This is a genomic window from Streptomyces sp. NPDC049627 (assembly GCF_044465645.1).
Classification (GTDB): Bacteria; Actinomycetota; Actinomycetes; order Streptomycetales; family Streptomycetaceae; genus Streptomyces.
On the sequence record NZ_JBITLW010000002.1, the window covers coordinates 500,737 to 524,127 of the forward strand.

Sequence of the window (23,391 nt, forward strand, 5' to 3'; positions counted from 1 at the left end):
AGTAGTGCGGGTCGGCCGAGGGGGCGGATCAGCCTGTATGCGCGTATGCGGCGCACCTTGCGCTCCGCGGTCACCGCCGGCTGTGTCCCGCCCCGGGGCTCCTGGCCCACCCTTGACTGCCCGCAGTGCCAGTAGGACGGATCAGCGCGTGTTCCCTCTGCGTAGGACCTTGTCGACGCCGACCGCGACGACGACGAGGGTTCCGGTCGCGACGTCCTGGTAGAGGCTGTCGATGCCTGCCTGGGTGAGGCCGGAGCGGAGTACGTTGACGATGAGCGCTCCGATCAGCGTTCCGACGACGCTTCCCCGGCCGCCGAAGAGGCTGGTCCCGCCGATGACGACGGCGGTGATGCTCTCCAGGTTGGCCGTCTGGTAGGCGTTGGGGTCGGCGTTGGGGATGCGTCCGAGGGCCTGCCATGCGGCGATGCCGTAGAGCAGACCGGCGGTGACGTAGACCGACAGGACCGTGCGCCGGACGTTGATGCCGGTCAGGCGGGCGGATTCGGGGGCGTTGCCGACGGCGTAGATGTGCCGGCCCCAGCTCGTCCGGGTGAGGACGTACCAGAAGAACGCGTACAGGCCCAGGAGCAGGAACGTCCCCCAGGTGACGAGCACGCCGCCGAGATGGATGCCGTGCCCCCAGAAGTCGAGCAGATCGCTGGTGACGGGATAGCTGCGGGAATCGGAGTAGAGCCTGGCCGTGGCGTAGACGACGCTCAGCGCGCCCAGGGTGACGATGAAGGACGGCAGGCCGAGCCGGGCCACGAGCAGGCCGTTGACCGTTCCGAGGAGGACCGCCACGACCACGCCGAGCAGCAGCGCCGTCGCCGGACTGCCCCCCTCGAAGACCAGTTTGGCCATGACGATCGTGCCGAGGACCGCGATGGCCCCGTTCGCCAGGTCGATGCCCGCGGTGAGGATGATCAGCGACTGACCGAGCGCCAGGGTGCCGATGACGATGGTCTGCTGGAGCACCAGGGAGAGGTTCTCCGGCGTCATGAACGTGTCCGTCGTGAGCCAGAAGACCAGTACGGCGACGGCCAGGGCGGCCAGCGGACCGGCCGTCGGCGCCCGTAGGGCGTACCGCAGCGCTTCCCGCAGCTGGGTGCCCGGCTCCCTCTCGGTCATCCCCAGCACTGCTGGAGTCCCCAGGCCGTGTCGTGGGACGCCAATCCCCGCACCGGCTGGTCGGTGATGAGTTCCGTGCCCGTGTCGGTGAAGCCGGACGGCTTCTTGCCGCTCTTGGTGAACTCGACGACCGCGGCCACACCCCGGTCGGCCATCCGGACCGGGAACTGCATGACGGTGGCCGCGTACTCGCCGTCTCTCACGGCCCGTACGCCGTTGCAGCCGCCGTCGATGGTGCCGATGGTCACCTGCCGGGTGAGGCCGCGGGCGGCGATGGCCGCGGAGGCGCCGTCGGCCACCGGTTCGTTGATGGTGTAGACCGAGTTCACGTCGGCCGTGCGCTGCAGCAGGTTCTCCGTGGCGGTCTGGGCCAGATTGCGGTCGCCGTTGGTGTTGGCCCGCCCGCGGATCGCCGGTGAGCCGTCGTCGATCCCGAAGCCCTTGAGGAATCCGTCGTGGCGCTGCCGGCTGACCGAGGAGCCCTCCGTGCCGTCCAGCATGAGCAGCCGCGGCGCCCGGTCGGCGAGCACGGCCCTGACGTAGGCGCCCTGGAGGCGTCCGGCCTTGAAGTTGTCGGTCGCGTACGTGGCGTCCACGGCGTCCTCCGGGTCCGTGGCGCTGTCCAGCGCGATCACCAGGATGCCCTGGCGCCGGGCCTCCGCGATGGCGCCGAGGACCCCGGTGGTGTTCGACGGCGTGATCAGGATTCCCTGGACGTCGCGGGCGATGAGGCTCTCCATCGCGGCGACCTGGCCCTCGTTGTCGCCGTCGAACTTGCCGGCCAGTGCGATCAGCTCGGCGCCGTTCTTCTTCGCGGCGTCCGCGGCCGCCTTGCGCATGGTCACGAAGAACGGATTGGTCTCGGTCTTGGTCACCAGACCGATCGTGACCTTCCCCGTCCCGCCGCCCTCCCCGGAGTCCTGGTTCCCGCCGCAGGCCGCGGCGCCGAGCAGCAACGTGCCCACCAGGAGGAACGTGGGCCCGCGCCGGGGGCGCCGTGGCCGGCCTCGCCTGCGGACGATGTGGTGGAGTGCCATCGGTGACACCTCTTCCGGCCGGATCCAGCATCTGGGAGGCCTCGGATCGACACATGCGCCTAGATTGTTAATACATATCGTATTTGCCCCACTCTGGCGGAGAAGGTGAGATGCGCGTGGCCGGTCCGCCTCTGCTCTCACTGCGCGGGGTCTCCAAGCGGTTCGGCGCCGTCCAGGCCCTCAAGGACGTCGACCTGGAGCTGCACGCGGGCGAGGTGGTCGCCCTGCTCGGTGACAACGGCGCCGGCAAGTCCACCCTCATCAAGGTCATCGCGGGGGTCGACCCCGCCGACGAGGGCGTCATCGAGTGGGAGGGCCAGGTCGTCCATGTCAGGACCCCCCGGATCGCCCAGCGCCTGGGCATCGCGACCGTGTACCAGAACCTGGCGCTGTGCGACAACCTCGATGTCGCCGAGAACCTGTTCCTGGGGCAGGAGCGGCGGCGCTCCGGTGTGCGGGGCCGCCTGTTCCGGTTGATGGACAGCGGGGGCATGCGGGGCGAGGCCCGGCGGCAGCTCGACGCGCTGGGCGTCCGGGTCCCCGACGTACGGGCCCCGGTCGCTTCGCTGTCCGCGGGCCAGCGGCAGACGGTGGCGATCTCCCGCGCACTCCTCGGCCGGCCGAAGGCCCTGCTCCTCGACGAGCCCACCGCGGCGCTGGGGGTCCCGCAGACCGGCCATGTCCTCGACCTCGTCGACGAGCTCCGCGAGCGGGGGATGGGGGTGATCCTCATCAGTCACAACCTGGGGGACGTCAAGGCCGTGGCGGACGAGGCGGCGGTCCTGCGGCTGGGCCGTAACAACGGCTTCTTCCATGTGCCGACCACACCGCAGGACAGGATCTTCTCCGCCATCGTCGGCGCCACGGGCCACGACTGACCCGTACATTGAGAGGTGGGAGTCCCAGGGTCCCGGGACGGCGGGCAGCAGCCATGCAGACATCACCCACGCATCCCTCGGCAACCGCGTCGCGGCGGATCGACTACGCGGCACTGTTCGCCGCCACACCGAGCCCGTATCTCGTCCTCGGCCCGGATCTGGTGATCGTCGACGTCAACGACGCCTATCTGCGGGCGACTCGGCGCACCAGGGACGACCTGGTCGGGACGTACATCTTCGACGCCTTCCCCGACAACCCGGCGGACCCCGACGCGGACGGGGTGAGCAACCTCAGCGCCTCTCTGCACCGGGTCCTGGCCACCCGGGAACGCGACACGATGGCGTTGCAGAAGTACGACATCCCCGTCGTGGACCGGCCAGGGGTGTTCGAGGAGCGCTGGTGGTCCCCGATCAACACCCCGGTCCTCGCCCCCGACGGGACGGTCGCCTGGGTCATCCACCGGGTGGAGGACGTGACGGAGTTCGTCCACGCGCGCCGTACCGGCCGGGCCGACGGCGAAACGGCCGAACTGGAGGCCCTCGAGGCGGAGCTGTACGCGCGCGCCCAGGAGTTGCAGCGCCTCAACGAGGAACTGCGCCGGGCCCACGCCCGCGAGCGCCAGGTCGCGGTCACCCTGCAGGAAGCGATGCTCACCTCCCCGGACCTGGTCCGCCACCACCCCGACATCGCGGTGCGCTATCTGCCCGCCGTGGGTTCGCTCAACGTGTGCGGCGACTGGTACGACGTGATCGACCTGCCCGACGGCTCGTTCGCCGTCTCGGTCGGCGACGTCGTCGGCCATGGCCTGGAGGCCGCTGCCATCATGGGCATGCTCCGCAGCGCGCTGAGCGCGGCGACCCGTACCGTCGAGGGACCCGCCCATGCCCTGGAGGTGTTGTGCCGGTACGCGCTCTGCGTGGACGGAGCGCTCACCACCACCGCGGTCCATGCGGTGATCCATACGGTCGAACGTGCGATCGTCTACAGCAGTGCCGGCCACCCGCCCCCGGTCCTGCTGCACGCCGACGGCACCTGTGACCTCCTCGACCAGGCCACCGACCCGCCGCTCGGCGCGCACGCCGAACACGTCTCACGGGCCGAGGCGCAGGTCCCCTACTCCGTCGGCGACACCCTCGTGCTGTACAGCGACGGGCTCATCGAACGCCGGGGCGAGGACATCGACGCGGGCCTGCACCGCCTGTGCGACGCGGTCTGCGGCTCCGCCCACCTCAGTCCCGAGCACCTCACGGACGCACTCCTCGCCCGCTTCGGCGTCAGCGGCGGCGCGCGCGACGACATCGCGCTGATCGCCGTGCGCCTTTAGAGAAGCCACCCTGGTTGTCGCCGGGCAGACCTTGCGGCGGCGACAACCGGGCGGCGGGCCGGCCCTCGTGCGGCTTGTGACTCACTGCCGAATCGCTTGCCGGACGGGGGCGCGGTTCGTGTGTACGGCCCGCTGATAGTCCGGGTGCCACATCCTTCGGCGTTCCACACGGCAAACCCCGCATCACCTGCAGGCCGACGTGCCGGGGCCTCACTGGTCCGAGTAGCCGATGTCCCCGATGGTCCACGCGCTCACGTCTTCCAGTGCGACGCGGTACATGCCTCCCGTCTCGGGGATGCCGAAGCTTCCCTGGAGGATCCGGGCGACGTGGAAGTGGAGGTGCGTGGGCGGCCCGTCACCGTGCTCAGGCCGACCGTTGCCGCTGTCCCTGTCCGGGATGAACGCGGCGGCGAACCGTCCCAGGTGCTCGGAGTCCCGCAGGACTTCGGCCACGCGTTCCTTCCACAGGGCTTCCGGGGCGAGCCGTCCCGTGAGGACGGCTCCCGGAATCACCACGGTCAGGGACATCCGGCTGCTGTGCTGCGACTCCACCATCGCGGCGATCGTGACGAGCAGGTCGTCAGGGCGCTTCATGCCTCAGGAGCCTAGCCCGACGACGGGCGTCGGCGCGCGCAGGAGCCGAACTGTTTCACCAGCCCAGCATGCCCCCGTCGGGGCGCGCCTCCATGGGCGGCGCGACCGCAGGGGCGTTGTGGCAGGTGAAGCCGAGCAGGGTCAGGGCCCGGCGCATCTCGCCCGCGGTGAAGTCGCGGCGGTCCTGCTTGGTGATCACTTCCCCGACCTGCATCACGGAGTAGACGCGGCGGCCGATGGTGACGGCCAAGCCGGTGACGGGTTCGGGCTTGATGCCGCTCATCGACTGCTCGACCTCGCTCTTGACCAGGTCGAAGGGGAAACGGGCGATGACACAACGCATGGATGCCTCCACAGAGTTGGGGGAGAAACACCGTCAGGGGCAGACCGCGCGGCAGCGGTCAGTGGGTGAGCGCGAGGACGCCCAGGGCGTATCCGTGCTCGTCGATCACGGGGGACACGTCCAGCGCCCGGATCCGCATGGCGGCTTCGGCCTCCCCGAGTTCGGCCACGGACGCGGTGAACGGTCCGCGGTCGAAGGGGATGTCCCGAAGCCGTGTCCGGTCGCCGTACCACGAGCCGCCGCGGTGCGCGGAGAGCTTGGCCAGGGTGACCAGTCCCGCGCACCGTCCGTCCTCGTCCTCAAGGAGCAGGTGCGGCACGCGGGCGCCGATGAGCACGGACAGAGCTACGTCGACGGTCATGTGGTCGTCCACCTGGGGCCCGGGGGCGTCCATGGCGTCACGGGCGGTCAGACCGGTGCCGTCGGTGCTCCCGGCCTGCCGCGAGCGGGGCGGAATCGGCGTCAAGGGCTTCTCCTCTACGTCGGGTCGGCAGGACGAGCCGAGTTGGAGCGGGGTCGGCAGCCCGCCGGGGTGCCGGGCCGGGGGGGGCTGGGGCTACGGGTTGTTCCTCGGGGCGGAGTGCCGGGTCCGGGCGGCGGCTCCTCCGGCTCCCCCACGCTCGGCGGCCCGTCCGGTCCCGCCGCGACCGGCCGCCCGTCCCTTCCGGCCCCGGCCTGTGCTTCGTCCCTTGTGGCCGCGCTCGGCGGATCCCGTGCCGGCGCCCTGTTCGGTGGGCGACGGGGCGATGGTGACGGGCACACCGGACGGGGTCCGGGCGCCGGTGATGCGGTGCAGTTCGGCCTCGCCGGGGCGGACCCGGACCGTACGCGCGGTGATGCCGGCGTCCGCCATCAGACGGTCCATCGCGCGACGCTGGTGCGGCAGGACGAGGGTGACGACGGTGCCGGACCCGCCTGCCCGGGCGGTACGGCCGCCGCGATGCAGGTAGTCCTTGTGGTCGCCGGGAGGGTCGACGTTCACGACGAGGCCGAGGTCGTCGACGTGGATGCCGCGGGCGGCGACGTTGGTGGCCACCAGGACCGTGACGTGGCCGTCCTTGAACCGGGCGAGCGTCCGGTTGCGCTGCGGCTGGGACTTGCCGCCGTGCAGGGCCGAGGCGCGCACGCCGACGGACAGCAGGTGCTTGGCCAGCCGGTCGGCCGCGTGCTTGGTGTCCAGGAACATGATCACGCGCCCGTCCCGGGCGGCGATCTCGGTGGCCGTGGTGTGCTTGTCGTCGTCGTGGACGTGCAGCAGATGGTGCTCCATGGTGCTGACGGCGCCCGCGGACGGGTCGACCGAGTGCACCACGGGGTCGTGGAGGTAGCGCCGTACCAGGAGGTCGATGTTGCGGTCCAGGGTGGCCGAGAACAGCAACCGCTGGCCGCCGGGAGCGACTTGGTCGAGCAGCGCGGTGACCTGCGGCATGAAGCCCATGTCGGCCATCTGGTCGGCTTCGTCCAGGACCGTGACGGCGACGCGGTCCAGCCGGCAGTCGCCCCGTTCGATGAGGTCCTTGAGGCGGCCGGGCGTCGCCACGACGACCTCGGCGCCGCCGCGCAGCGCACTCGCCTGGCGGCCGATGGCCATGCCGCCCACCACCGTGGCGAGCCGCAGACGCAGGGCGCGGGCGTAGGGGGCGAGCGCGTCGGTGACCTGCTGGGCCAGTTCCCGGGTGGGTACGAGGACGAGGGCGAGGGGCTGTCGGGGCTGGGCCCGCTGTCCGTCCAGCCGGGCCAGTACGGGCAGGCCGAAGGCGAGCGTCTTGCCGGAGCCGGTGCGCCCGCGGCCCAGGACGTCCCGTCCGGCGAGCGCGTTCGGCAGCGTGGCCGCCTGGATCGGGAACGGCACGGTCACGCCCTCGGTGCCGAGCGCGGCCAGTAGAGGCGCGGGCATGTCCAGTTCGGTGAACGTCGCGACCGCCGGCAGGGGCTCGGTGAGGGTGACCGGCAGGGTGAACTCCTGGGGGCGTGCGGTGACGCGTGCCCGTCGGCCACTGTTTCGCCCGGTGCCCGTACGAGGGCTCTGCCGGCCCTTCTCCTGGGCGCGGAGGCGGCCGGTGCCACGGCCGGTACTACGGGTGCGGTTCATGGAGGAACCTTCCTCGATGCGGCGTATCGAGGAATTCCAGCCGGCAGCGGGAGCCGCACGAGGATTCGCAAGAATGAGCCGGGGGAAATGCTGAAACCGGCCCGCTCGGCCTGAAGCCGGGGCCGTCAACAACGCGGAAAACCCCGGAAAACACGGGGGTCCGGGAGAGTAACGAGCTGGGGCCCGCACCCCAAGAGTGCGGGCCCCAGTCACATGGTTCGTGTGACGCGTCGGCGTCAGGCAGGAACGATGTTCTCGGCCTGCGGGCCCTTCTGGCCCTGCGTGACGTCGAAGGTAACCTTCTGGCCTTCCTGAAGCTCGCGGAAGCCGCTGGTGGCGATGTTCGAGTAGTGGGCGAACACGTCAGCGCCGCCGCCGTCCTGCTCGATGAAGCCGAAGCCCTTTTCCGCGTTGAACCACTTCACGGTGCCAGATGCCATATTGAATCTCCCTTGGGGGGCAATGCCGGACTCCGCACTTTACGGATCCGAGTCGCCGCTGTGATCACCCCTCCGGAAAGATCCGGAAAGCTCTGCAAAGAATCAAGTCTCTGGTAACCAAAACTGCAACTGCTATCACGCTAACACAGGTCGGGTGGAAGCCCCCACGGATTTTCGGTGTCGTTCAGGAATTCTTATCCCGTGGCGGTCTTTATTTCTGTAGCGGCGGAACTAGGTATCCGTGCCGCGCCCGTCCAGCTTCCGGCGCAACTCCCGGTTCCGGCGGAGGGCGTCGTCGAGCTGGTCCTCGAGAGAGACGATGCGGCACGCGGCCTCGATGGGGGTGCCCTGGTCGACGAGTTCCCGGGCGCGGGCCGCGATGCGCAACTGGCGGCGGGAGTACCGGCGGTGGCCGCCTTCCGAGCGCAGGGGAGCGATCAGCTCGGCCTCGCCGACGGCCCGGAGGAAGGCCGGCGTGGTGCCGAGGACGTCGGCGGCCCGCCCCATGGTGTAGGCGGGGTAGTCGTCGTCGTCGAGATTCCCGGCGACAGGGGCGTTATCAGCGGGCATAGCACCTTCGTTTCGGGGGCGCGGCCGGGGCCCGGGCGTGCGCGGCACCCGTGCTCCGCGGGATTCGGCCCCATCTGCCTGGTGCCACAACCCTAACTCCGGCGGGCGCGAAGATGTGGTCTCGCCGTGACAGATTTTCTCCTGCCCCACGGGTCGGAGAGTGAACGGCGTGAACGGTCAGCGCACGGGACGCCGGGGAACGCGCCGGGACGCCACTGCGGCGAAGGCCACATCGGCCACGAAGAGCACGACACCGATGGCCAGCAGATAGCCCAGGCCGTCCGCCGCCGCGCCGATGATCCCCAGGACGACGGCCACCAGCAGGAGCAGCAGAAAGGTCACCAGCAACCCGACCACCTCCCGGCGGGGTCAGCGGCGCGCGAGTTGGCGTTCGCCGTGTGCACCCGGCTGGTACGCCATGTCGTAGTAGCGGAAGACCGTCTCCTCCTGCTCGGCGGGCAGCACGTCGTCGGTGCCGATGGAGGGCGCCTTCCGCACCGTCGCCTTGGCATGGGAGACCTGGACGTACCCGGGCCCGAGGACCACCTCGTCGAGCGGGACGAAGACCAGTCGCTGGCGGGTGGGCAGCCCCGTACGGACCGTGGCCATGGCCGGTTCGTCGGTGGCCGTGTCCACGTAGACGGCTTCGAGTGTGCCGATCTTCCGGCCCCTGGGATCGACCACGGAGTGTTCGCGCCACTCCCGGACATCGGCCGCGCGGATCATGCCTGCTCCCTGTCTCCACTGCCGTAGGGGGAGGAGAGGGGCTCGGCACCGGTGTCGACGAGAATCCGCCCGGCCCCTTTGACGTTGTCGGCACGCACCGCCTGGGCCATCGCCGCCCGCGCCGCGCCGGGCGGCGTGTCCGGCGGCACGACGAGCAGCGAGAAGAGGTCCAGATCTCCCCGGGTGACCAGGACGGTGTCGTCGCCGACGGACGATGCGTCGATGTGCACCACTTGGCCGTCGACGACCAGACGCGTCGGCAGTCCGTCCCAGGCGGCGGAGTCCAGGCCGGCCCGTGCGATCGGCCCGAGGTGTTCGGCCAGCGCGCTGATCAGCCCGGGCAGCTCGGCGGCGACATCGCGGGAGCGTGGCCACCACGCGCCGTCCAGCAATCCCCGGCGGTCGTGCGTCGTCTCCATGCGCAGGAGCGCCGTCCCGGGCCGTACGGATGCGTGCACGCCGTCCGGGAGGAGTCCCGCCGTGGGCGGGGGATCGGTACCGGGCACTGTGCTCACCTGCCTGTGCGCGTCCGGCAGCGGCTCGTGAAAGTGGGCCGACAGCTCATGAAGGCGGGCCGACGGAGAGGCCGGGAGAAGAGCTCCCGGTCTTCCTCGTTCCACGCTACTCCTGCGGGGGCTGTCGGCCGTGGCCGTCCGCTGCCTCAGCGCACCGGGAAGCCGAAGGAGTACCCCTGCTCCTTGAGCGAGGGCAGGATCCGGCGCAGGGCCTCGACGGTCTGGGAGCGGTCGCCGCCCGCGTCGTGGAAGAGCAGCGTCGGCCCGCCCGGCAGCTCGCGCTGGACCGTGGCGACGATGGCGTCCGTGCCCGGCCGCTCGAAGTCCTTGGTGTCCACGTTCCAGCCCAGCGGCCGCATGCCCCGGGAGGCGGCGAGTGTGCGGCTGTAGGGGGTGAAGGCCCCGCCGGGCGCCCGGTAGTACATCGGCCGTACGCCTCCGGACGCCTCGGTGATCATGCGTTCGGCGTCGAGTATCTGCTGCGACTGGTAGGCCTGGGACTTCCTGTCCATGGTGGTGTCGTGCGACACGGAGTGGTCGCACAGCCGGTGCCCGGCCGCGACGACCTTCTTCACGAGGTCCGGGTAGGCCTGTGCCTGGGTGCCCACCATGCAGAACGTGGCCTTCACCCCGTACTCCCGCAGCACGTCGAGCACTTGGGGGGTCCACTGCGGGTCGGGGCCGTCGTCGATGGTGATGTTGACGCCGCGCGCCCCCTTGTCCGAGGCGTGCGCGATGGTCACCGCGACCGGCTTGACGGCACCGCCCGGCCTGGCCGACGCGGTGGCCTTCGGCGCCGGGCCGCCCGCGGCACCGGCCTGCGCCGTCCACAACGAGGCACCGGCGGCGAGCACCGTCACCCCGAGCGCCGCCCCGACCAGCTTGCCGTACCAGCCCCGCCCGCCGCCGTGCCGTGCCATGTCCGCCCCGCTTTCGCCCAGTTCCTCACCGATCCCCGGTCGCCGTGCGACCACCTGGCAGGACGAGGGACGGCGGCCGGGGGATCCGTCCGTTACCGATCACGGACAATTTCGGGGAGGTTCGGGGACAACGGGCGTTCAGCCGGGGATGTCGGGGGTGTACTCGTCGCGCCCCCACTCGGAGGAGCCGAGCGGATGGGTGTACGCGGGCCGTCCCACGTTCCCGCTCGTCCGGAAGGGCTGGCCGTTGTTGTCGACGCGTACGGTGCCGTGGCGGTCGCCGCTGGACCAGTCCAGCTCCAGGTACCAGCTCACGTTGTGCGCCCGCGCGTCGGCGAAGATGTAGAAGGCCTCGGGATCGGACTCGCTCACCTTGTACTTGAACTCGCGCTGACCGCCCTTGGGGGAGAGGGCGGGCCGCCCGGCATCGAGGTCGACCTCGTATGCCGACGTCTCCACGTCGCCACCGCACCCGACACCCATCTGGAAGTCGTTCCAGGCGAGCGGCGCGCTCTTCTCCACCACCCGCACATGCAGGTCCTCCAGGACGACGGTGGCCTTCCCGGTGCCCTGCACGGTCAGCGCGAGCATCTGCTGCCCGGCGGCGACCCCGCCGAGCGCGGTGACCCACCCGCGTGCGTCCGGCTCACTCGGCGGCGGAGGCACCTGCTCGGGCTGCCGGTCGATCAGGTAGTGCTGGCTGCACGGGGTTTCCCACTTGTACGCATTGACGGCGACGGTGGGCGCGGTGGCCCCGTTCCCGGAACCGCCGCCCCGGTCTGTCCCGGCCCAGCCGCCCCGGGAGGCGGAGGCGGAAGCCGAGGGCGTGCCGCTGCGCGAGGCCGACGGCGAGGCCGAGCCGCCCTTGGCGCCGGGCGACTTCGAGGCGCCCGGGCCTGCGCCGACGGAAGCGGCGGATCCGCCGGACGGCGAGGCGGCCCCCATGGACTGCCGCTCGCCCCGGTCGTCGTCCCCGTCACCGGGCAACAGGTTCACCACGAGCGCGGCCGACACGAGGACGGCGGCCAGGGCCGCCCCGGCGACAACGGCGGTACGGCGCCGCGCCACGGGAGCCAACGCCGAGGGCCGCCGCTCACCCGCGGGCCCCGCCTCGGCCGCCGCTGCTCCGGCCCCGGACGCCTCTGCGCCGGACTCCGTCGCCGTCCGCGCCGGCGGTTCCTCCTCCGCGGGGGCCCCGCCCCCGCCGGCCTTCTGCCTCCGCCGGGCATCCGCGAGCACCCACCGCCGATGCAGTTCCACCAGTTCCTCGGGCGTCGCCTTGCACACCCGCGCGAATCGTTCCACGGGCGCGTAGTCCGTCGGTACGGCGTCCCCGTTGACGTACCGGTGAAGCGTGGACGCACTCGTGTGCAGCCGCTTCCCGAGCACGCCGTAACTGAGTCCGGACCGCTCCTTCAACCGGCCCAACAGCTCCGAGAACTCGTCCCCCGCCACCATTCCTCCCTCTGCCCACGTCCCGGACCCCCGTTCCAGGGGGAGGTCATTCCCCCAGGTCAGAGCTGTCGCAAGCGTTCCAGCGTCCCGGATACCGCGGCAGTCGTGGCGGACGGGACGGAGCACCGCGCAAGCTTCGGCCATCCAAGCACGCCGCTCCCGGCACGCCGCTTCCGGCACCCGGTCGGGCGGCCTCAACACCCGTACCGCACAAGGGGGATCACATGTCCGCACGCACCCACCGCACCCGCATGCTCGTCGCCGCCGCGCTCACGGCCGCCACGTTGACGTTGACGGCGTGCAACAGTGGAGAGGGCGTCCAGGACGAGGGGGCGTCGGCGGGAACGGCGTCCACGCCGTCGCCGGGGGCCTCCACCACGCCCTCGTCCAAGGCGAGCGGGGGAACCTCCGCCGGGACGGGGCAGACCGACTCGGCGGGGCTGACTTCAGAAGGCTCGACCGGCGGTGGGGCCGGTTCGAGCGGCACGTCGGGGTCGTCGGGTTCCTCGGGTTCCTCGGGCTCGTCGGGTTCCACGGGCGCCGGGGACACGGAGCCCACCAGGGCCGCCTGCTCCCCGGCCTTCACCCGGACGACCGCCACGGAGGTCTCCCGCCCGCTGAACCACCTTCTGCTCACCGTCACCAACACCGGCTCGAAGAACTGCAACCTCACCGGCTATCCGGCGGTCCGGTTCGGTGCGGCCCAGTCCGTGCCGCCGGCCTTCGAGGACTCCAAGCCGCAGGCGGTGGTCACGCTGGCCCCCGGCGAGTCGGGCTATGCGGGCGTCCTTCTCTCGGCCGCCGACGGCGGTGGCTCGGGCGGCTACACGGCCAAGTCCCTCACGGTCTACTTCGACAAGAGCGCGAGCGCCGGCGCCCACCCGTCACTCCCCGCGGACGGTGTGCACGTCGACGACTCGATCCGCGTCTCGTACTGGCAGGCGAGCATGGCCGACGCCCTGGCCTGGTGACACACCGGCTGCCTGCCCGGACCGTTTGTCAGCGCAGCGCGCTCTTGCGCTGCCATTCGGTCCAGGAGAGGTTCCACGCACCGAAGCCGTTCCCGGGCGCGACCAGGCCCTTGGTGTCCTTGCCGGTGATCTCGAACGGGTCGCCCGGCCGCACCTGCCGGTAGAACCAGGCCGCGTCGGCGTCGCTCATACCTATGCACCCGGAACTGTGGTTGGCGTTGCCGAAGTAGCGGGCGTTCCACGGGGCGGCGTGTGCGTACATGCCCGACCAGGTCAGCCGCATCGAGTAGTCGACCATCTTGTCGTAGGCGTCGCGGAGCCCCACCGTCTCGGAGTTCATGTTGATCGTGCCCTCCTTGGCCATGAGCACCGCGGTTCCGCGCCAGGAGCGCTTGTCACCGCCGGGCGTGCCGCCGGAGACCGGGATCCGGCGCACGGTCGCGCCGTCGCGTACGAGCGTGAGCCGGTGGCTGTCGAGGTCGACCTTGACGATCTGCCGGGCGCCGATGGTGAAGGTGGTCGTGTAGTCGCGCACGAACCAGCCGCCGCCCGTGCCCGAGTCGGTGCCGTTCAGCTCGGCGTTCAGCGTGACCTTGGTGCCGGGCTTCCAGTACGTCCTGGGCCGCCAGTCCACCCGGTCCAGGCCCGACCAGTCGCGTATCCAGCCCCAGGAGCCCTCGGTGCCGTTCGAGGTGGTGATCTTGAGCTGCTTCTCGACCTCGGCCTTGTTCCTGACCGGATGGTCGAAGACCAGCGAGATCGGCTGGGCGACGCCGACGGTGGCGCCGGTGCCCGGCCGCCAGTCGACCTTGTTGACCTTGTCGGCCGGAGCCGTGGTGAAAGCGGTTCTGGTGCTCTTGGCGGTGCCGCCCTCGGTGCGGGTCTTCGCCGTCACCGCGTACGACGCTCCGGGTACGGACTTGCGGTCGGAGACCCACGACCGGCCGTCGACGGCGACCTTCCCGGCGAGCTTGTGGCCCTCGCCGTCGGTGACGGTCACCGAGGTGAGCCTGCCGCCGTCGGCCCTGACCCGCACGAGCTCGCCCGCCCGGATCCGTTCTCCCTCGGGTGTGACGGTGACCGTGACGGGGCGGTCGGCGGTTTTCGGCTTCTCCCCGGAGTCCGGGGCGCTGGGGGAGCCGCCCGGCGAACAGGCGGCGAGCGGAGCCAGCAGGACCGCCACGACAGCGGCGGCCCGGGCAGGGGCGAGGACACGACGGCGCGACAACACAGCCTCCGGGAAGGGCGACAAGGTGGTGGATGTCGTGACTGTAGAGCCGGAAAAGCCGAGGTCAGCCGCCATCGGGCTACGTGACGGCGACTGGTGCGCAACGGTCATGGTCCGGTCACATTCGCCGGACGGAGCGGTCATGGACCGCTGTGAGCCTCCTCTGTGTCCCCGCGACAGACCGGGGAGAAGGAGAGGCTCAGACTGTGTCAGCGCTGCTCGTGCCGCCCAGCCGCGTGTGTCACGCGGGGAACCGCGGCTTCGCCCTGCGCACCATCACCGCGGAGACCTACCGCGCCTTCCTCGCGTCCCCCGACGGCGCCGCGCTCGGTGCCGGTTTCCTGCAGTGCCCGTCCTGGGCCGATGTCAAGGAGGGCTGGCGCGCCCGACTGCTCGGCTGGGGACCGGATCCGCAGGCGGGCGCGCTGACGGGTGTGGCCCTGGTGCTGCTGCGGCAACTCCCCGGCACCCGCAAGTACTTCGCCTACCTTCCCGAAGGGCCCGTCGCCGACTGGCGCGACCCCGACGTCGACGCCTGGCTCACCCCGCTGCTCGAACACCTGCGCCGCGCGGGCGCCTTCGCCGTGCGCATCGGCCCGTCGCCCGCCTACCGGCGCTGGAACGCCGCCCTGCTCAAGCCGCTCACCGGCCCGGGCCGGCGCCTGGGTGACGTCCTCGCCAGTGAGGTCGATCCGCTCGGCACCGCCGTCGCCGAGCGGCTGCGGGCCCGGGGCTGGCGCCGCTGCGGGGATGACAAGGACGGGGATGCCCAACCGCGCCACGTCTTCCACGTGCCGCTCGCCGGACGCAGCACACAGGACCTGTGGGCCGGGCTCAACCAGGAGTGGCGCCGCAACGTCCGCCGCGCCCAGAAGGAGGGCGTGGAGGTGGTCGTGGGCAGCGCGGCCGAACTCCCCGAGTTCTACCGGCTGCTGGGCATCACCGAGCGGCGCGACGGCTTCCGGCTCGGCCGCTCGCTGGCCTACTACGAGCGTCAGTACGCGGCGCTCAACGCCGAGGAACCGGGCCGGATGAAGCTGTACCTCGCCCGTCACCGGGGCGAGATCCTGGCCGCCCACACGATGATCACGGTGGGCCGCCGGGCCTGGTACCAGACCGGCGCCTCGGCCGACCACCGCCGCGAGGTCCGGCCCTCCAACGCCCTGCAGTGGCGGATGCTGCTGGACGCCCACGCCCTCGGCGCCGACGTCTACGACATGCGCGGGGTACCCTCCACTCTCGATCCCGGCGAACGTGCGTACGGACTGCTGCGGTGGAAGCTCGGCACCGGCGGACACGTCGTCGAGACGTTGGGGGAATGGGAGAGACCTTTGGGCGGCAGCGCCAACCACACGCTCCACCGCGCCTTCCAGGCGTACCTGAACCGCCGATGACGCCCACCGCGCTGAAGACACCGACCGGCACGAAGGGGGCCTCCGCGGCCCGCGGCAGCGCTGTCATGGCCGCCGGGTCCCTCGTCGGGCGGGCCACCGGCTTCGCCCGCTCCGCCGTGGTCGCGGCAGCGATCGGCACCATCGGGCCGGTCGCCGACGGCTACGCGGTCGGCAACGCCCTGCCCACCATCGTCTACATGCTGCTCCTCGGCGGCGCGCTGAACGCCGTCTTCGTGCCCGAGCTGGTCAAGGCCGCCAAGGAGCACGAGGACGGGGGCGCCGCGTACACCGACCGGCTGGTCACCGTCTGCGTCGTCGCCCTGCTGGCGATGACCGCGACCGCGGTGTGGGCGGCGCCCGCGATCATCGACGTGTACACCGACTACACCGGCGGGCAGGCGGCCATGACCATCGCCTTCGCCCGCTACTGCCTGCCCCAGATCTTCTTCCTCGGCCTGTTCACGCTGCTCGGCCAAGTGCTCAACGCGCGGGGCCGCTTCGGCGCGATGATGTGGGCGCCGGTCCTCAACAACCTCGTCGTCATGGCCGTGTTCGGCCTGTACCTCGCGCTGGCCACGGGCGGCGGGGACACGCTCACCGCGACCGGGACCGCCGTCCTCGGCTGGGGCACCACCGCCGGTATCGCCGCCCAGGCACTCGCCCTCGTCCCCGCGCTGCGCGCGGCCCGCTTCCGCTGGCGACCCCGCTTCGACTGGCGCGGCAGCGGACTGACCCGCCCCCTGCGCTCGGCCGGCTGGCTGGTGCTGCTGGTCCTGGCCAACCAGGCCGCCTACTGGGTCACCACCCGGCTCGCCACGGCCGCGGGCGGCGACGGCGGCCCCGGATTCGGCGCGTACAACAACGCCTACGCCCTGTGGGTCGTACCGCACGGCATCATCACGGTCTCCGTGGTGACCGCGTTGCTGCCCCGGATGAGCGCGGCCGCCGCCGACGGGGACACCACCGCCGTACGGCGCGACGTCTCCCACGCCCTGCGCGTCAGCGCCTCCGCCGTCGTACCCGCCGCGTGTGTCCTGTTCGCCCTCGCCCAGCCGGTGATGGCCCTCGTCTTCGGGTACGGCAGGACCAGCGCCGCCGACACGGCCGCCATGGCCGGGATCCTGATGGCCTTCGCGCCGGGACTCGTCGCCCTGTCGGGCCAGTACGTCCTGTCCCGCACCTTCTACGCGCTCTCCGACACCCGTACGCCGTTCCTGCTCAACCTGGCGATCGTCGCCCTCAACGCGGGACTGTCCCTGGCCGCCGCCCACCTGCTGCCGGCCCGCTGGGCCGTGACGGGCATGGCGGCGGCGTACTCGCTGGCGCTGTGCGTGGGCTGGGCGCTGACCGGCCGGGTGCTGAGCCGCCGGCTCGCCGTCGCCCGCCCCCTGCGCTCCTCCGCCGCCGGCGCGCATGCGCGGCTGCTGCTCGCCGCCGTGCCCGCCACCGCGCTGGGCCACTTCGCGGCCCTGGGAACCGCACCGGCGGGGGCGGTGGTCTCCACGGGTGCCGGAGCGAGTGCCGTCGTCCTCACCTTCGCCCTGCTCGCCCGTCCGCTGCGGCTCGCCGAACTCGACGCGCTGCTGCGCGGCGTACGCCGGCGATGGACCCGGACCTGACCGACCCGACCGTCACCGAGGGAGAAACTGACGATGCCCCGCGTGCTCCTCATCGAGGACGACCCCTCCGTACGCGAGGGGGTCGAACTCGGTCTGCGCCGCCGCGGCCACGAGGTACGGGCGGCCGCGACCGGCGAGGCCGGCCTCGCGGCGCTGTCCGAGTTCCGCCCCGATCTGCTGCTGCTGGACCTGATGCTGCCCGGCATGAACGGCGTACAGGTCTGCCGGCAGGTCCGCGAGCGCAGCCAGCTGCCGATCATCATGCTCACCGCGCGCGGCGACGACTTCGACGTGGTCATCGGCCTGGAGGCCGGTGCCGACGACTACATCGTCAAGCCCGCCCGCACCGAGGTGATCGAGGCCCGCATCCGTGCCGTACTGCGCCGCCTGGACGACGGCGGCACGGGCCGCCCGGCCGTCGAGTTCTACGGCGAACTCGCCATCGACCGGGTCGGACTGACCGTCACCAAAGCCGGCCGGCCGCTCGCGCTCGCCCCCTCGGAGCTCAAGCTCCTGCTGCACCTGTCCGCCGCCCCCGAGCAGGTCTTCAGCAGGCAGCAACTGCTGGAGCACGTCTGGGAGCACAGCTACCACGCGGACGCCCGGCTGGTCGACGCCTGCGTGGCACGGCTGCGCGGCAAGATCGAGGACGAGCCCGGCAGCCCCCGCTACGTCCAGACACTGCGGGGCTTCGGCTACCGCTTCGGGCCGCTGTGATCACCGGACCGGACACCGGAACCGGCTCCGGCCCCGTCCTCGGCCGGTCGCGGGTCAGGGCGTTCGGGCTGCGTACACGGCTGTTGCTCGCCTTCCTGCTGGTCGCCGCCGTCAGCGCCGGCACGACCGCCGCGCTGACCTACCGTGAGGCCCGCACCGCGCTGCTGGAGACCGCCCAGGACACGGCGGTCACGTCGTTCCGTGACCAGGTCCAGCAGCTGGCCTTCGCCCTGCCCGTGCAGGAGGAGGGGCTGGAGGAAGTCCTGCGGGACATCGCCCGCAGGGGCAAGCCGCACCCCTGGGTGGTGTTCGCCGAGTACGGTTCGATCCGCGTCTCCTCGGGCGAGAACCCCGTCTCCACCGTCATCACACCCGAACTGCGCCGCGCCGCACGGGCCGACCCCCACGGCAGCTTCGAACGGGTCGTCAAGGACGGCGTTCCCTATCTCACCATCGCCATGCCCACCGTCTTCAAGGCGAGCCCGGGCAGAGTGCTGCCCACCGGACTCGTCCTGTACGCCGTCATGCGGATGACCGACGAGCAGGTCAACGTCGACGCCCTCCTCACGGCCGCCCGGGACGGCGCCCTGCCCGGCCTCGCGATCGCGCTGATCCCCGGCCTGATCGCCGCGCGCAGCGTGCTGCGTCCGGTGCGGGAACTGCGCCGGGCGGCCCAGAGCATGGGCAGCGGCAGACTCGACACCCGGATCCCGGTGCGCGGCAGCGACGAACTGGCGGACCTGGCGCACACCTTCAACGAGTCCGCGGCCGAACTCGAGCGCTCGGTAAGGGAACTGCGCGAGGCCGAGGCCCGCGCCCGCCGGTTCGCCTCCGACGTCTCGCACGAACTGCGCACCCCCCTCGCCGGAATGCTCGCCGTCACCGAGGTCCTCGACGAGGACGCGGACCGCCTGGACGCCGACACCGCCCGGGCGGTCCGGCTGGTCAGCGCCGAGACCGGAAAGCTCGCCGTGCTCGTCGAGGACCTGATGGAGATCTCCCGCTTCGACGCCCGCGCGGCCGAGCTGAACACCGACGAGGTCGACGTCGCCGAGGCCATCCGCAAGACCCTCCACAACCGGCACTGGACCGACGACCGGGTCCGCGCCGAGCTCCCCGACGGCATCCGCGCCCGCCTCGACCCGCGCCGCTTCGACCTGGTGATCGCCAACCTCGTGGGCAACGCCCTGCGGCACGGCGGCGCGCCCGTCACGGTCCGGCTGCGCACCGAGGCACGCTCCGACGGCCCGCCCGCGCTGATCACCGAGGTCACGGACAGCGGCCCCGGCATCCGCCCCGAAGCCCTCCCGCACATCTTCGACCGCTTCTACAAGGCCGACGCGGCCCGCACCCGGTCGGCGGGCAGCGGCCTCGGCCTGGCGATCACGCTGGAGAACGTGAAGCTGCACGGCGGAACGGTCCGCGCGGGGAACCTGCCCGGCGGCGGTGCCGTCTTCACCGTCGAGATACCGCTGAACGCTCAGGAGGCCGGCGGATGAGGCGTGCGCGGACGCGCCGTCGTCGAGCGGCGGCCGCCACCGCCGCGGCGGCCGTGCTGCCGCTCGCCGGCTGCGGCATCCAGGAGACCGACGTCATCGAGGCGGGCGGTCCCGCCTCCGTCCAGGCCTTCGTCGACCGCGACCACGACATGCTGCTCTTCTTCCGCAGCCCCGACGGAGGGGTGAGCCCGGTGATCCGGACGACCCGGCCCTCGGCCGGGTTCGGCGACGAATACACCGTGGGCTCCGGCGCCCCCAACGCCGACGGCCCGGACGGACCGGTGCCGACCGAGAAGGTCGTCATGGCACTGCTCAACGGTCCGGGGAAGGAGGACCGCGCCGCCGGCCTCAGCACCGCCCTCCCCGCCGCCCGCCCCGGCGCGACCGTCGAGGTCGAGTCCTCCCCCGACGGCAGCGTCACGACCCGCCTGCCCCTCGCCCTGGAAGGCCTGGACAGCACCGCTGTGCGCCAGCTGACCTGCACGATCGCCTACAGCCGGGACGCCGACGGCCAGGTCGTCGTGGAGCTGACCGGCCAGGACGGGACATCGAGGTCCGGCACCTGCGGACTCGGCAGAAGCGGCTGAAGAGCTGACCTGCGGTTGCCGGCACAGGCCCTAGAACAGGCCCTTGTAGCCCTGCCACCCCGTGGTGATCTGCGTGCGTGAGGTGAAGGAGCCGTTCCCCTTGCCGTCGTTGCGGTAGAGGTCCCCGGCGGTGTCGCGGACGACCAGGTCGGGCTTGCCGTCACCGGTGATGTCGCCGACGCCCACCATCGCGTCGTACGTCCTGCCCCAGGACGTGAAGACGGTGACCCGGTCCTTGAACTGGCCCGCGCCCGTGCCGTCGTAGCGGAAGAGGGTGCCGTCGGTGCGGCGGGCGAGCAGGTCGCCGAAGCCGTCGCCGTTCAGGTCGCCGGCGCCGGTGATGTGGGTGTACCCGGTCCAGGCCGAACGGATCTTCACCCGGCTCTTGAAGCCGCCGGCGCCGTTGTCGGCGTACAGGTAGATGTCGCCCGTGGAGGCCTGCCGTGCGATCAGGTCCGTACGGCCGTCGCCGTTCAGGTCGCCGGGCGCGGTCAGCACGTTGTACTGCTGCCAGCCGGTGCCCAGCGCCGTGTAGCTGCCGCTGGGGCTGTAGCCGCCGCCCGCGCACTTGCCCGGGTAGCGGCGCAGGGCGCCGTCGGGCATGCGGACCAGGAGGTCGTTGCAGCGGTCCCGGGTGAGGTCCCCGAAGGGCACGGCGTAGGTGCCGGCGGGCCAGCCGGAGCCGGACGCCTTGGTGCCGAAGGCGCCCTTGCCGTCGCCGTAGTGGGTGGTGAGGTAGCCGGAGGAACTGAGCGTCATCAGATCGCCCGCGCCGCCGTTGAGGTCGTGGTGGCCACGGGCGCCGCCGGTCAGCGTGATGCTTCCGGTGAGCTGCAGTGCCGCGCCCTGGCCGTCCCCGGGCGCCGCGCTCAGCGTCCAGGTGTACGTCCCGTCCGTCGCGTAGGCCGTGTCGGAGACCTTGCCGTCCCAGGCGGCGGTCAGCGCGGCGCCGCGGGCGGTGGCGTCGAGCGTCCGCACCGTGCGACCCGCCCTGTCCTTGATCACGACCTGCGCGCCGGGCGCGGCGGGCTTCGACAGCTGCCAGGAGCCGTCCCAGCGGGCGTCCGTCGTGGACTTCAGGTTCACCGCCGTGTCGGGATGCGACTCGATCTTGGCGAGCGGGGAGGTGGGCACGCCGGTGGACTCGGCACGCACCACGCCCGTGGCGGTGTCCAGCCAGGCGACCCCGCCGCCGAACCGGTCGGCCGCGATCCTCCCGGTGGCGCCGGGCAGGGCGCCCAGGTCACGGGTGTCACCGACGGTGCCGGTGTGGAAGTCGGTCAGCCGGACCGTGCCGGCGTCCTTGTCGAGGCTCAGCAGATACCCGTCGCCCAGTTCGCCGGTGGCGGGCAGCTCGGCCTTCTGCTGGGTCGTACGGTCGTAGAGCCCGGAGCCGGCCGAGCAGTCCCAGGCGACCCAGCGGCCCACGGCCTGCAGCCGGTTCGGCGTGCAGCCGAGGTCGACGGTGTCGGTGGTCGCCTGCGACTTGAGGTCGACCGCCTTGACGGTGCCGTCGGTGTCGCCCGCCGTCCACAGCGTGGTGCCCCAGACGGCGGCGGGCCCGCCCACCCGCTCCGAGACGATCTTCGGGCCGCCGCTCGCCGCCATGTCCGCCACGTACTGGTGGTCGTCGGCGTCGGTGCCCTGACCGAAGACGACATAGCGGCCGGAGGCCGAGAGCACCGTGCCGCCGTACGTCGTCGGGGTGCCGTCGGCGTTCTGCCGGGGCAGCGGCAGGGACAGCGAGTCCTGCGCCGACGACCGCACCTCCAGGTGGTTCTTCGAGGTGCTGTACGCGTAGAGGTCCACGTAGGCGAAACGGCCGTCGCCGGTGCCCACCGGGAGGGTGCCCGCGTACCGGCGCACCTCGCTCGGGTCGTCCGTCGCCGCGGGCTCCTGGAGCACCGAACGGTCGCCCGCGGTGGGGCTGTCGCCGAGGCCGAGGGTACGGCTGAAGACCGAGGGGAAGGAGTTGGTGTCCGTCTCGGTCGTCGCCAAACGGCCGCCGGACAGGGCGAGTTCGCGCAGCTTTCCGGCGCGCGCCGGCAGCTCGCGCAGCGTGCTGAGGGTGATCGTGCCGTCGGTGCCGACCGTGGCCTTGCGCACCGCCCAGTGACCCGCGTCCGCGCCGCCCGTGACGAGGACACCACCGTCGGGAGACGCGGCCATGGACAGGGCCGCGTGCGGCAGCAGGGTCTTGGCCTCACCGCCGCCGATGGGCAGCGCCCGCAACTCGCCGCCCCGGCGCAGCTGGTACTCGTCGCCCGGTCGCTGGGGCACATGGCCCGTGGTGGCGAGGACGTGGTCGCCGAGCAGCGCCACATTGGCCGGGTACTCGGTGCTGCCCGCGACGGCGACCGTCGTCTCGGCGGCGTCGAGGGCGTCCCGGCGGCGCAGGTGCACCTTGTCGTCGCCGTACTCGCTGTCGTACCAGCCGACGTGGGTGCCGGACAGGACGACCTGGATGTTGTTGCCGCCGAAGGCGTCGGAGAAGGCGACATCGGCCCGCCCGGTCTCCACGTCGACGAGCGTGAGGATCTGCGCGCCACCGGACGGGGTGCGCAGGGCGATGGTGTGCCCGTCGGCGCCGACCGCCCACGCGGACGCGGGCACCGCACCGGTCACCAGGGTGTCCGTGAACTCGCCGCCGTCCGGCTTGCGCAGCACGTGCAGGGCCTCGATGGCGCCGGTGTCCGTCGACGTGGCGGTCAGGACGGCGCCGCCCGTGGCACCGAGGTAGGCGTGCCCGTCGGGCAGCGTGAACGTCGTCGACGTCCCCGCCTTCATGTCCTTCAGCTCGACCGTGCGGCTCGCCTTGGTGTACAGGGCGACGACGTCCGAGGCCGAGCCGTCCACCCGCACACCGGAATCGGCGGGGTCGGAGCCGACCGCCTGCACGTCGCCGCTCTCCGGGACCCACCGGTAGCCGCTCATGGGCCCGAACCCCGTGCCGAACGCGTCCCCTTCCTGCTCCTCCCTGGTGAGGAAGCCCGAACTGCCCGCGTCGGGCACGCTGTTCTTCAGCGGTGCGAACCGATCGGGAGCCGGGATCGTCAGGGAAGCCGGCTCGGCCTGGGCCCCCTGCAGCAGAAACGGTGCGGCCCCGCCGGCCACCGCGAGTGCGACGGCGCCGGCGATGCCCGTACGTATGAGCGTGCGTTTGCGGTCGGGCGAGTGTCGTCCTGCCACGCATACCTCCAACAACTGGCTGGCGATGAGGAGGCAGCTCGACGCGGACGCACACGGACGCACCGGGACGCACGCAAGCGGTGCATTGACTGGCGCGATGCGGAGCAGGCCTCCAGAAAGCGCCGGAAGGTAACACGGCACGCGAGGAGGATTCGAATGCGTTC

Annotated in this window: 23 protein-coding genes; 8 read left to right on the forward strand and 15 right to left on the reverse strand. The window is 72.0% G+C overall.

Annotated elements, in window-relative coordinates; genetic code table 11:
- Positions 1-141: 141 nt before the first annotated feature.
- Positions 142-1,128 (reverse strand): ABC transporter permease, encoded by a 987-nt coding sequence (locus ACIBU0_RS07275; protein WP_398812951.1) that lies wholly within the window; start codon positions 1,126-1,128, stop codon positions 142-144.
- Entirely contained in the window at positions 1,125-2,165 is a 1,041-nt protein-coding gene (locus tag ACIBU0_RS07280; protein WP_398812954.1) for a substrate-binding domain-containing protein, read from the reverse strand. Before ACIBU0_RS07280 ends, ACIBU0_RS07275 begins: the two co-directional genes overlap by 4 nt.
- A gap of 110 nt (positions 2,166-2,275) precedes the next feature.
- Here ACIBU0_RS07280 and ACIBU0_RS07285 point away from each other — a divergent pair, with 110 nt between their 5' ends.
- Together ACIBU0_RS07285 and ACIBU0_RS07290 are read left to right on the forward strand one after the other, a co-directional pair.
- Positions 2,276-3,043 carry an ATP-binding cassette domain-containing protein gene (locus tag ACIBU0_RS07285; protein WP_398812957.1) on the forward strand — a complete coding sequence of 256 codons (768 nt, stop codon included), beginning with the start codon at positions 2,276-2,278 and terminating at the stop codon, positions 3,041-3,043.
- A gap of 53 nt (positions 3,044-3,096) precedes the next feature.
- A complete protein-coding gene (locus ACIBU0_RS07290) occupies positions 3,097-4,368 on the forward strand; it encodes a PP2C family protein-serine/threonine phosphatase (protein WP_398812960.1) in 1,272 nt (423 codons plus the stop codon).
- A gap of 210 nt (positions 4,369-4,578) precedes the next feature.
- Here ACIBU0_RS07290 and ACIBU0_RS07295 read toward each other — a convergent pair whose 3' ends face one another.
- The 11 genes from ACIBU0_RS07295 to ACIBU0_RS07345 form a co-directional block, all read right to left on the reverse strand.
- On the reverse strand, positions 4,579-4,962 hold the full coding sequence (locus tag ACIBU0_RS07295; RefSeq protein WP_398812963.1) for a hypothetical protein: 384 nt from the start codon (positions 4,960-4,962) through the stop codon (positions 4,579-4,581).
- A 55-nt stretch (positions 4,963-5,017) separates the two neighbouring features.
- Positions 5,018-5,305, reverse strand: coding sequence for an SCO5918 family protein (locus ACIBU0_RS07300; protein WP_398812966.1), 288 nt, complete (start codon positions 5,303-5,305; stop codon positions 5,018-5,020).
- Between the two features lie 58 nt (positions 5,306-5,363).
- On the reverse strand, positions 5,364-5,771 hold the full coding sequence (locus ACIBU0_RS07305; RefSeq protein WP_398812968.1) for a CBS domain-containing protein: 408 nt from the start codon (positions 5,769-5,771) through the stop codon (positions 5,364-5,366).
- Between the two features lie 90 nt (positions 5,772-5,861).
- Complete coding sequence (locus tag ACIBU0_RS07310) at positions 5,862-7,397, reverse strand: DEAD/DEAH box helicase (protein WP_398812971.1); 1,536 nt, start codon at positions 7,395-7,397, stop codon at positions 5,862-5,864.
- Positions 7,398-7,633: 236 nt separating this feature from the next.
- Positions 7,634-7,837 carry a cold-shock protein gene (locus ACIBU0_RS07315; RefSeq protein ID WP_007383480.1) on the reverse strand — a complete coding sequence of 68 codons (204 nt, stop codon included), beginning with the start codon at positions 7,835-7,837 and terminating at the stop codon, positions 7,634-7,636.
- 231 nt (positions 7,838-8,068) lie between these two features.
- Positions 8,069-8,407, reverse strand: a complete 339-nt coding sequence (locus tag ACIBU0_RS07320; protein WP_398812975.1) for a MerR family transcriptional regulator — start codon at positions 8,405-8,407, stop codon at positions 8,069-8,071.
- A gap of 177 nt (positions 8,408-8,584) precedes the next feature.
- Complete coding sequence (locus ACIBU0_RS07325; RefSeq protein WP_398814037.1) at positions 8,585-8,755, reverse strand: hypothetical protein; 171 nt, start codon at positions 8,753-8,755, stop codon at positions 8,585-8,587.
- Between the two features lie 21 nt (positions 8,756-8,776).
- Complete coding sequence (locus ACIBU0_RS07330) at positions 8,777-9,133, reverse strand: PRC-barrel domain-containing protein (RefSeq protein WP_398812977.1); 357 nt, start codon at positions 9,131-9,133, stop codon at positions 8,777-8,779.
- A complete protein-coding gene (locus tag ACIBU0_RS07335; protein ID WP_398812980.1) occupies positions 9,130-9,639 on the reverse strand; it encodes a DUF5994 family protein in 510 nt (169 codons plus the stop codon). Before ACIBU0_RS07335 ends, ACIBU0_RS07330 begins: the two co-directional genes overlap by 4 nt.
- Positions 9,640-9,794: 155 nt before the next feature.
- The gene (locus ACIBU0_RS07340) at positions 9,795-10,568 is read right to left on the reverse strand and encodes a polysaccharide deacetylase family protein (protein WP_398812983.1); all 774 of its coding nucleotides are present in this window, start codon (positions 10,566-10,568) and stop codon (positions 9,795-9,797) included.
- 138 nt (positions 10,569-10,706) lie between these two features.
- Entirely contained in the window at positions 10,707-12,026 is a 1,320-nt protein-coding gene (locus tag ACIBU0_RS07345; RefSeq protein WP_398812986.1) for a helix-turn-helix domain-containing protein, read from the reverse strand.
- 221 nt (positions 12,027-12,247) lie between these two features.
- Between ACIBU0_RS07345 and ACIBU0_RS07350 the strand changes: the two genes are divergently transcribed.
- Positions 12,248-12,994 (forward strand): DUF4232 domain-containing protein, encoded by a 747-nt coding sequence (locus ACIBU0_RS07350; protein WP_398812989.1) that lies wholly within the window; start codon positions 12,248-12,250, stop codon positions 12,992-12,994.
- A 28-nt stretch (positions 12,995-13,022) separates the two neighbouring features.
- Here the strand turns inward: ACIBU0_RS07350 and ACIBU0_RS07355 are convergent, their stop codons facing one another.
- The gene (locus ACIBU0_RS07355; protein WP_398812992.1) at positions 13,023-14,222 is read right to left on the reverse strand and encodes an Ig-like domain-containing protein; all 1,200 of its coding nucleotides are present in this window, start codon (positions 14,220-14,222) and stop codon (positions 13,023-13,025) included.
- A 206-nt stretch (positions 14,223-14,428) separates the two neighbouring features.
- Between ACIBU0_RS07355 and ACIBU0_RS07360 the strand changes: the two genes are divergently transcribed.
- From ACIBU0_RS07360 to ACIBU0_RS07380, 5 genes are read left to right on the forward strand one after another with little or no spacing between them, the layout of a single operon-like run.
- Positions 14,429-15,616, forward strand: a complete 1,188-nt coding sequence (locus tag ACIBU0_RS07360; RefSeq protein ID WP_398812994.1) for a lipid II:glycine glycyltransferase FemX — start codon at positions 14,429-14,431, stop codon at positions 15,614-15,616.
- Positions 15,613-17,235 (forward strand): murein biosynthesis integral membrane protein MurJ, encoded by a 1,623-nt coding sequence (gene murJ, locus ACIBU0_RS07365; protein ID WP_398812997.1) that lies wholly within the window; start codon positions 15,613-15,615, stop codon positions 17,233-17,235. The genes ACIBU0_RS07360 and murJ overlap by 4 nt, the downstream gene beginning before the upstream one ends.
- 33 nt (positions 17,236-17,268) lie before the next feature.
- Positions 17,269-17,952 carry a response regulator gene (locus ACIBU0_RS07370; protein WP_398813000.1) on the forward strand — a complete coding sequence of 228 codons (684 nt, stop codon included), beginning with the start codon at positions 17,269-17,271 and terminating at the stop codon, positions 17,950-17,952.
- Entirely contained in the window at positions 17,949-19,451 is a 1,503-nt protein-coding gene (locus tag ACIBU0_RS07375; RefSeq protein WP_398813003.1) for an ATP-binding protein, read from the forward strand. The genes ACIBU0_RS07370 and ACIBU0_RS07375 overlap by 4 nt, the downstream gene beginning before the upstream one ends.
- Complete coding sequence (locus ACIBU0_RS07380) at positions 19,448-20,038, forward strand: hypothetical protein (protein ID WP_398813005.1); 591 nt, start codon at positions 19,448-19,450, stop codon at positions 20,036-20,038. Before ACIBU0_RS07375 ends, ACIBU0_RS07380 begins: the two co-directional genes overlap by 4 nt.
- 30 nt (positions 20,039-20,068) lie before the next feature.
- Here the strand turns inward: ACIBU0_RS07380 and ACIBU0_RS07385 are convergent, their stop codons facing one another.
- A complete protein-coding gene (locus ACIBU0_RS07385; RefSeq protein ID WP_398813008.1) occupies positions 20,069-23,227 on the reverse strand; it encodes an FG-GAP-like repeat-containing protein in 3,159 nt (1,052 codons plus the stop codon).
- Between the last annotated feature and the right edge of the window lie 164 nt (positions 23,228-23,391).

Excerpts from the sequence above, each read along its gene's own strand:
- ACIBU0_RS07310 (WP_398812971.1), bottom strand. The coding sequence starts at position 7,397 with ATGAACCGCACCCGTAGTACCGGCCGTGGCACCGGCCGCCTCCGCGCC.
- ACIBU0_RS07320 (WP_398812975.1), bottom strand. The coding sequence starts at position 8,407 with ATGCCCGCTGATAACGCCCCTGTCGCCGGGAATCTCGACGACGACGAC.
- ACIBU0_RS07380 (WP_398813005.1), top strand. The coding sequence starts at position 19,448 with ATGAGGCGTGCGCGGACGCGCCGTCGTCGAGCGGCGGCCGCCACCGCC.
- murJ (WP_398812997.1), top strand. The coding sequence starts at position 15,613 with ATGACGCCCACCGCGCTGAAGACACCGACCGGCACGAAGGGGGCCTCC.
- ACIBU0_RS07300 (WP_398812966.1), bottom strand. The coding sequence starts at position 5,305 with ATGCGTTGTGTCATCGCCCGTTTCCCCTTCGACCTGGTCAAGAGCGAG.
- ACIBU0_RS07340 (WP_398812983.1), bottom strand. The coding sequence starts at position 10,568 with ATGGCACGGCACGGCGGCGGGCGGGGCTGGTACGGCAAGCTGGTCGGG.
- ACIBU0_RS07350 (WP_398812989.1), top strand. The coding sequence starts at position 12,248 with ATGTCCGCACGCACCCACCGCACCCGCATGCTCGTCGCCGCCGCGCTC.
- ACIBU0_RS07295 (WP_398812963.1), bottom strand. The coding sequence starts at position 4,962 with ATGAAGCGCCCTGACGACCTGCTCGTCACGATCGCCGCGATGGTGGAG.
- ACIBU0_RS07330 (WP_398812977.1), bottom strand. The coding sequence starts at position 9,133 with ATGATCCGCGCGGCCGATGTCCGGGAGTGGCGCGAACACTCCGTGGTC.
- ACIBU0_RS07345 (WP_398812986.1), bottom strand. The coding sequence starts at position 12,026 with ATGGTGGCGGGGGACGAGTTCTCGGAGCTGTTGGGCCGGTTGAAGGAG.
- ACIBU0_RS07280 (WP_398812954.1), bottom strand. The coding sequence starts at position 2,165 with ATGGCACTCCACCACATCGTCCGCAGGCGAGGCCGGCCACGGCGCCCC.
- ACIBU0_RS07275 (WP_398812951.1), bottom strand. The coding sequence starts at position 1,128 with ATGACCGAGAGGGAGCCGGGCACCCAGCTGCGGGAAGCGCTGCGGTAC.
- ACIBU0_RS07370 (WP_398813000.1), top strand. The coding sequence starts at position 17,269 with ATGCCCCGCGTGCTCCTCATCGAGGACGACCCCTCCGTACGCGAGGGG.
- ACIBU0_RS07290 (WP_398812960.1), top strand. The coding sequence starts at position 3,097 with ATGCAGACATCACCCACGCATCCCTCGGCAACCGCGTCGCGGCGGATC.
- ACIBU0_RS07285 (WP_398812957.1), top strand. The coding sequence starts at position 2,276 with ATGCGCGTGGCCGGTCCGCCTCTGCTCTCACTGCGCGGGGTCTCCAAG.
- ACIBU0_RS07315 (WP_007383480.1), bottom strand. The coding sequence starts at position 7,837 with ATGGCATCTGGCACCGTGAAGTGGTTCAACGCGGAAAAGGGCTTCGGC.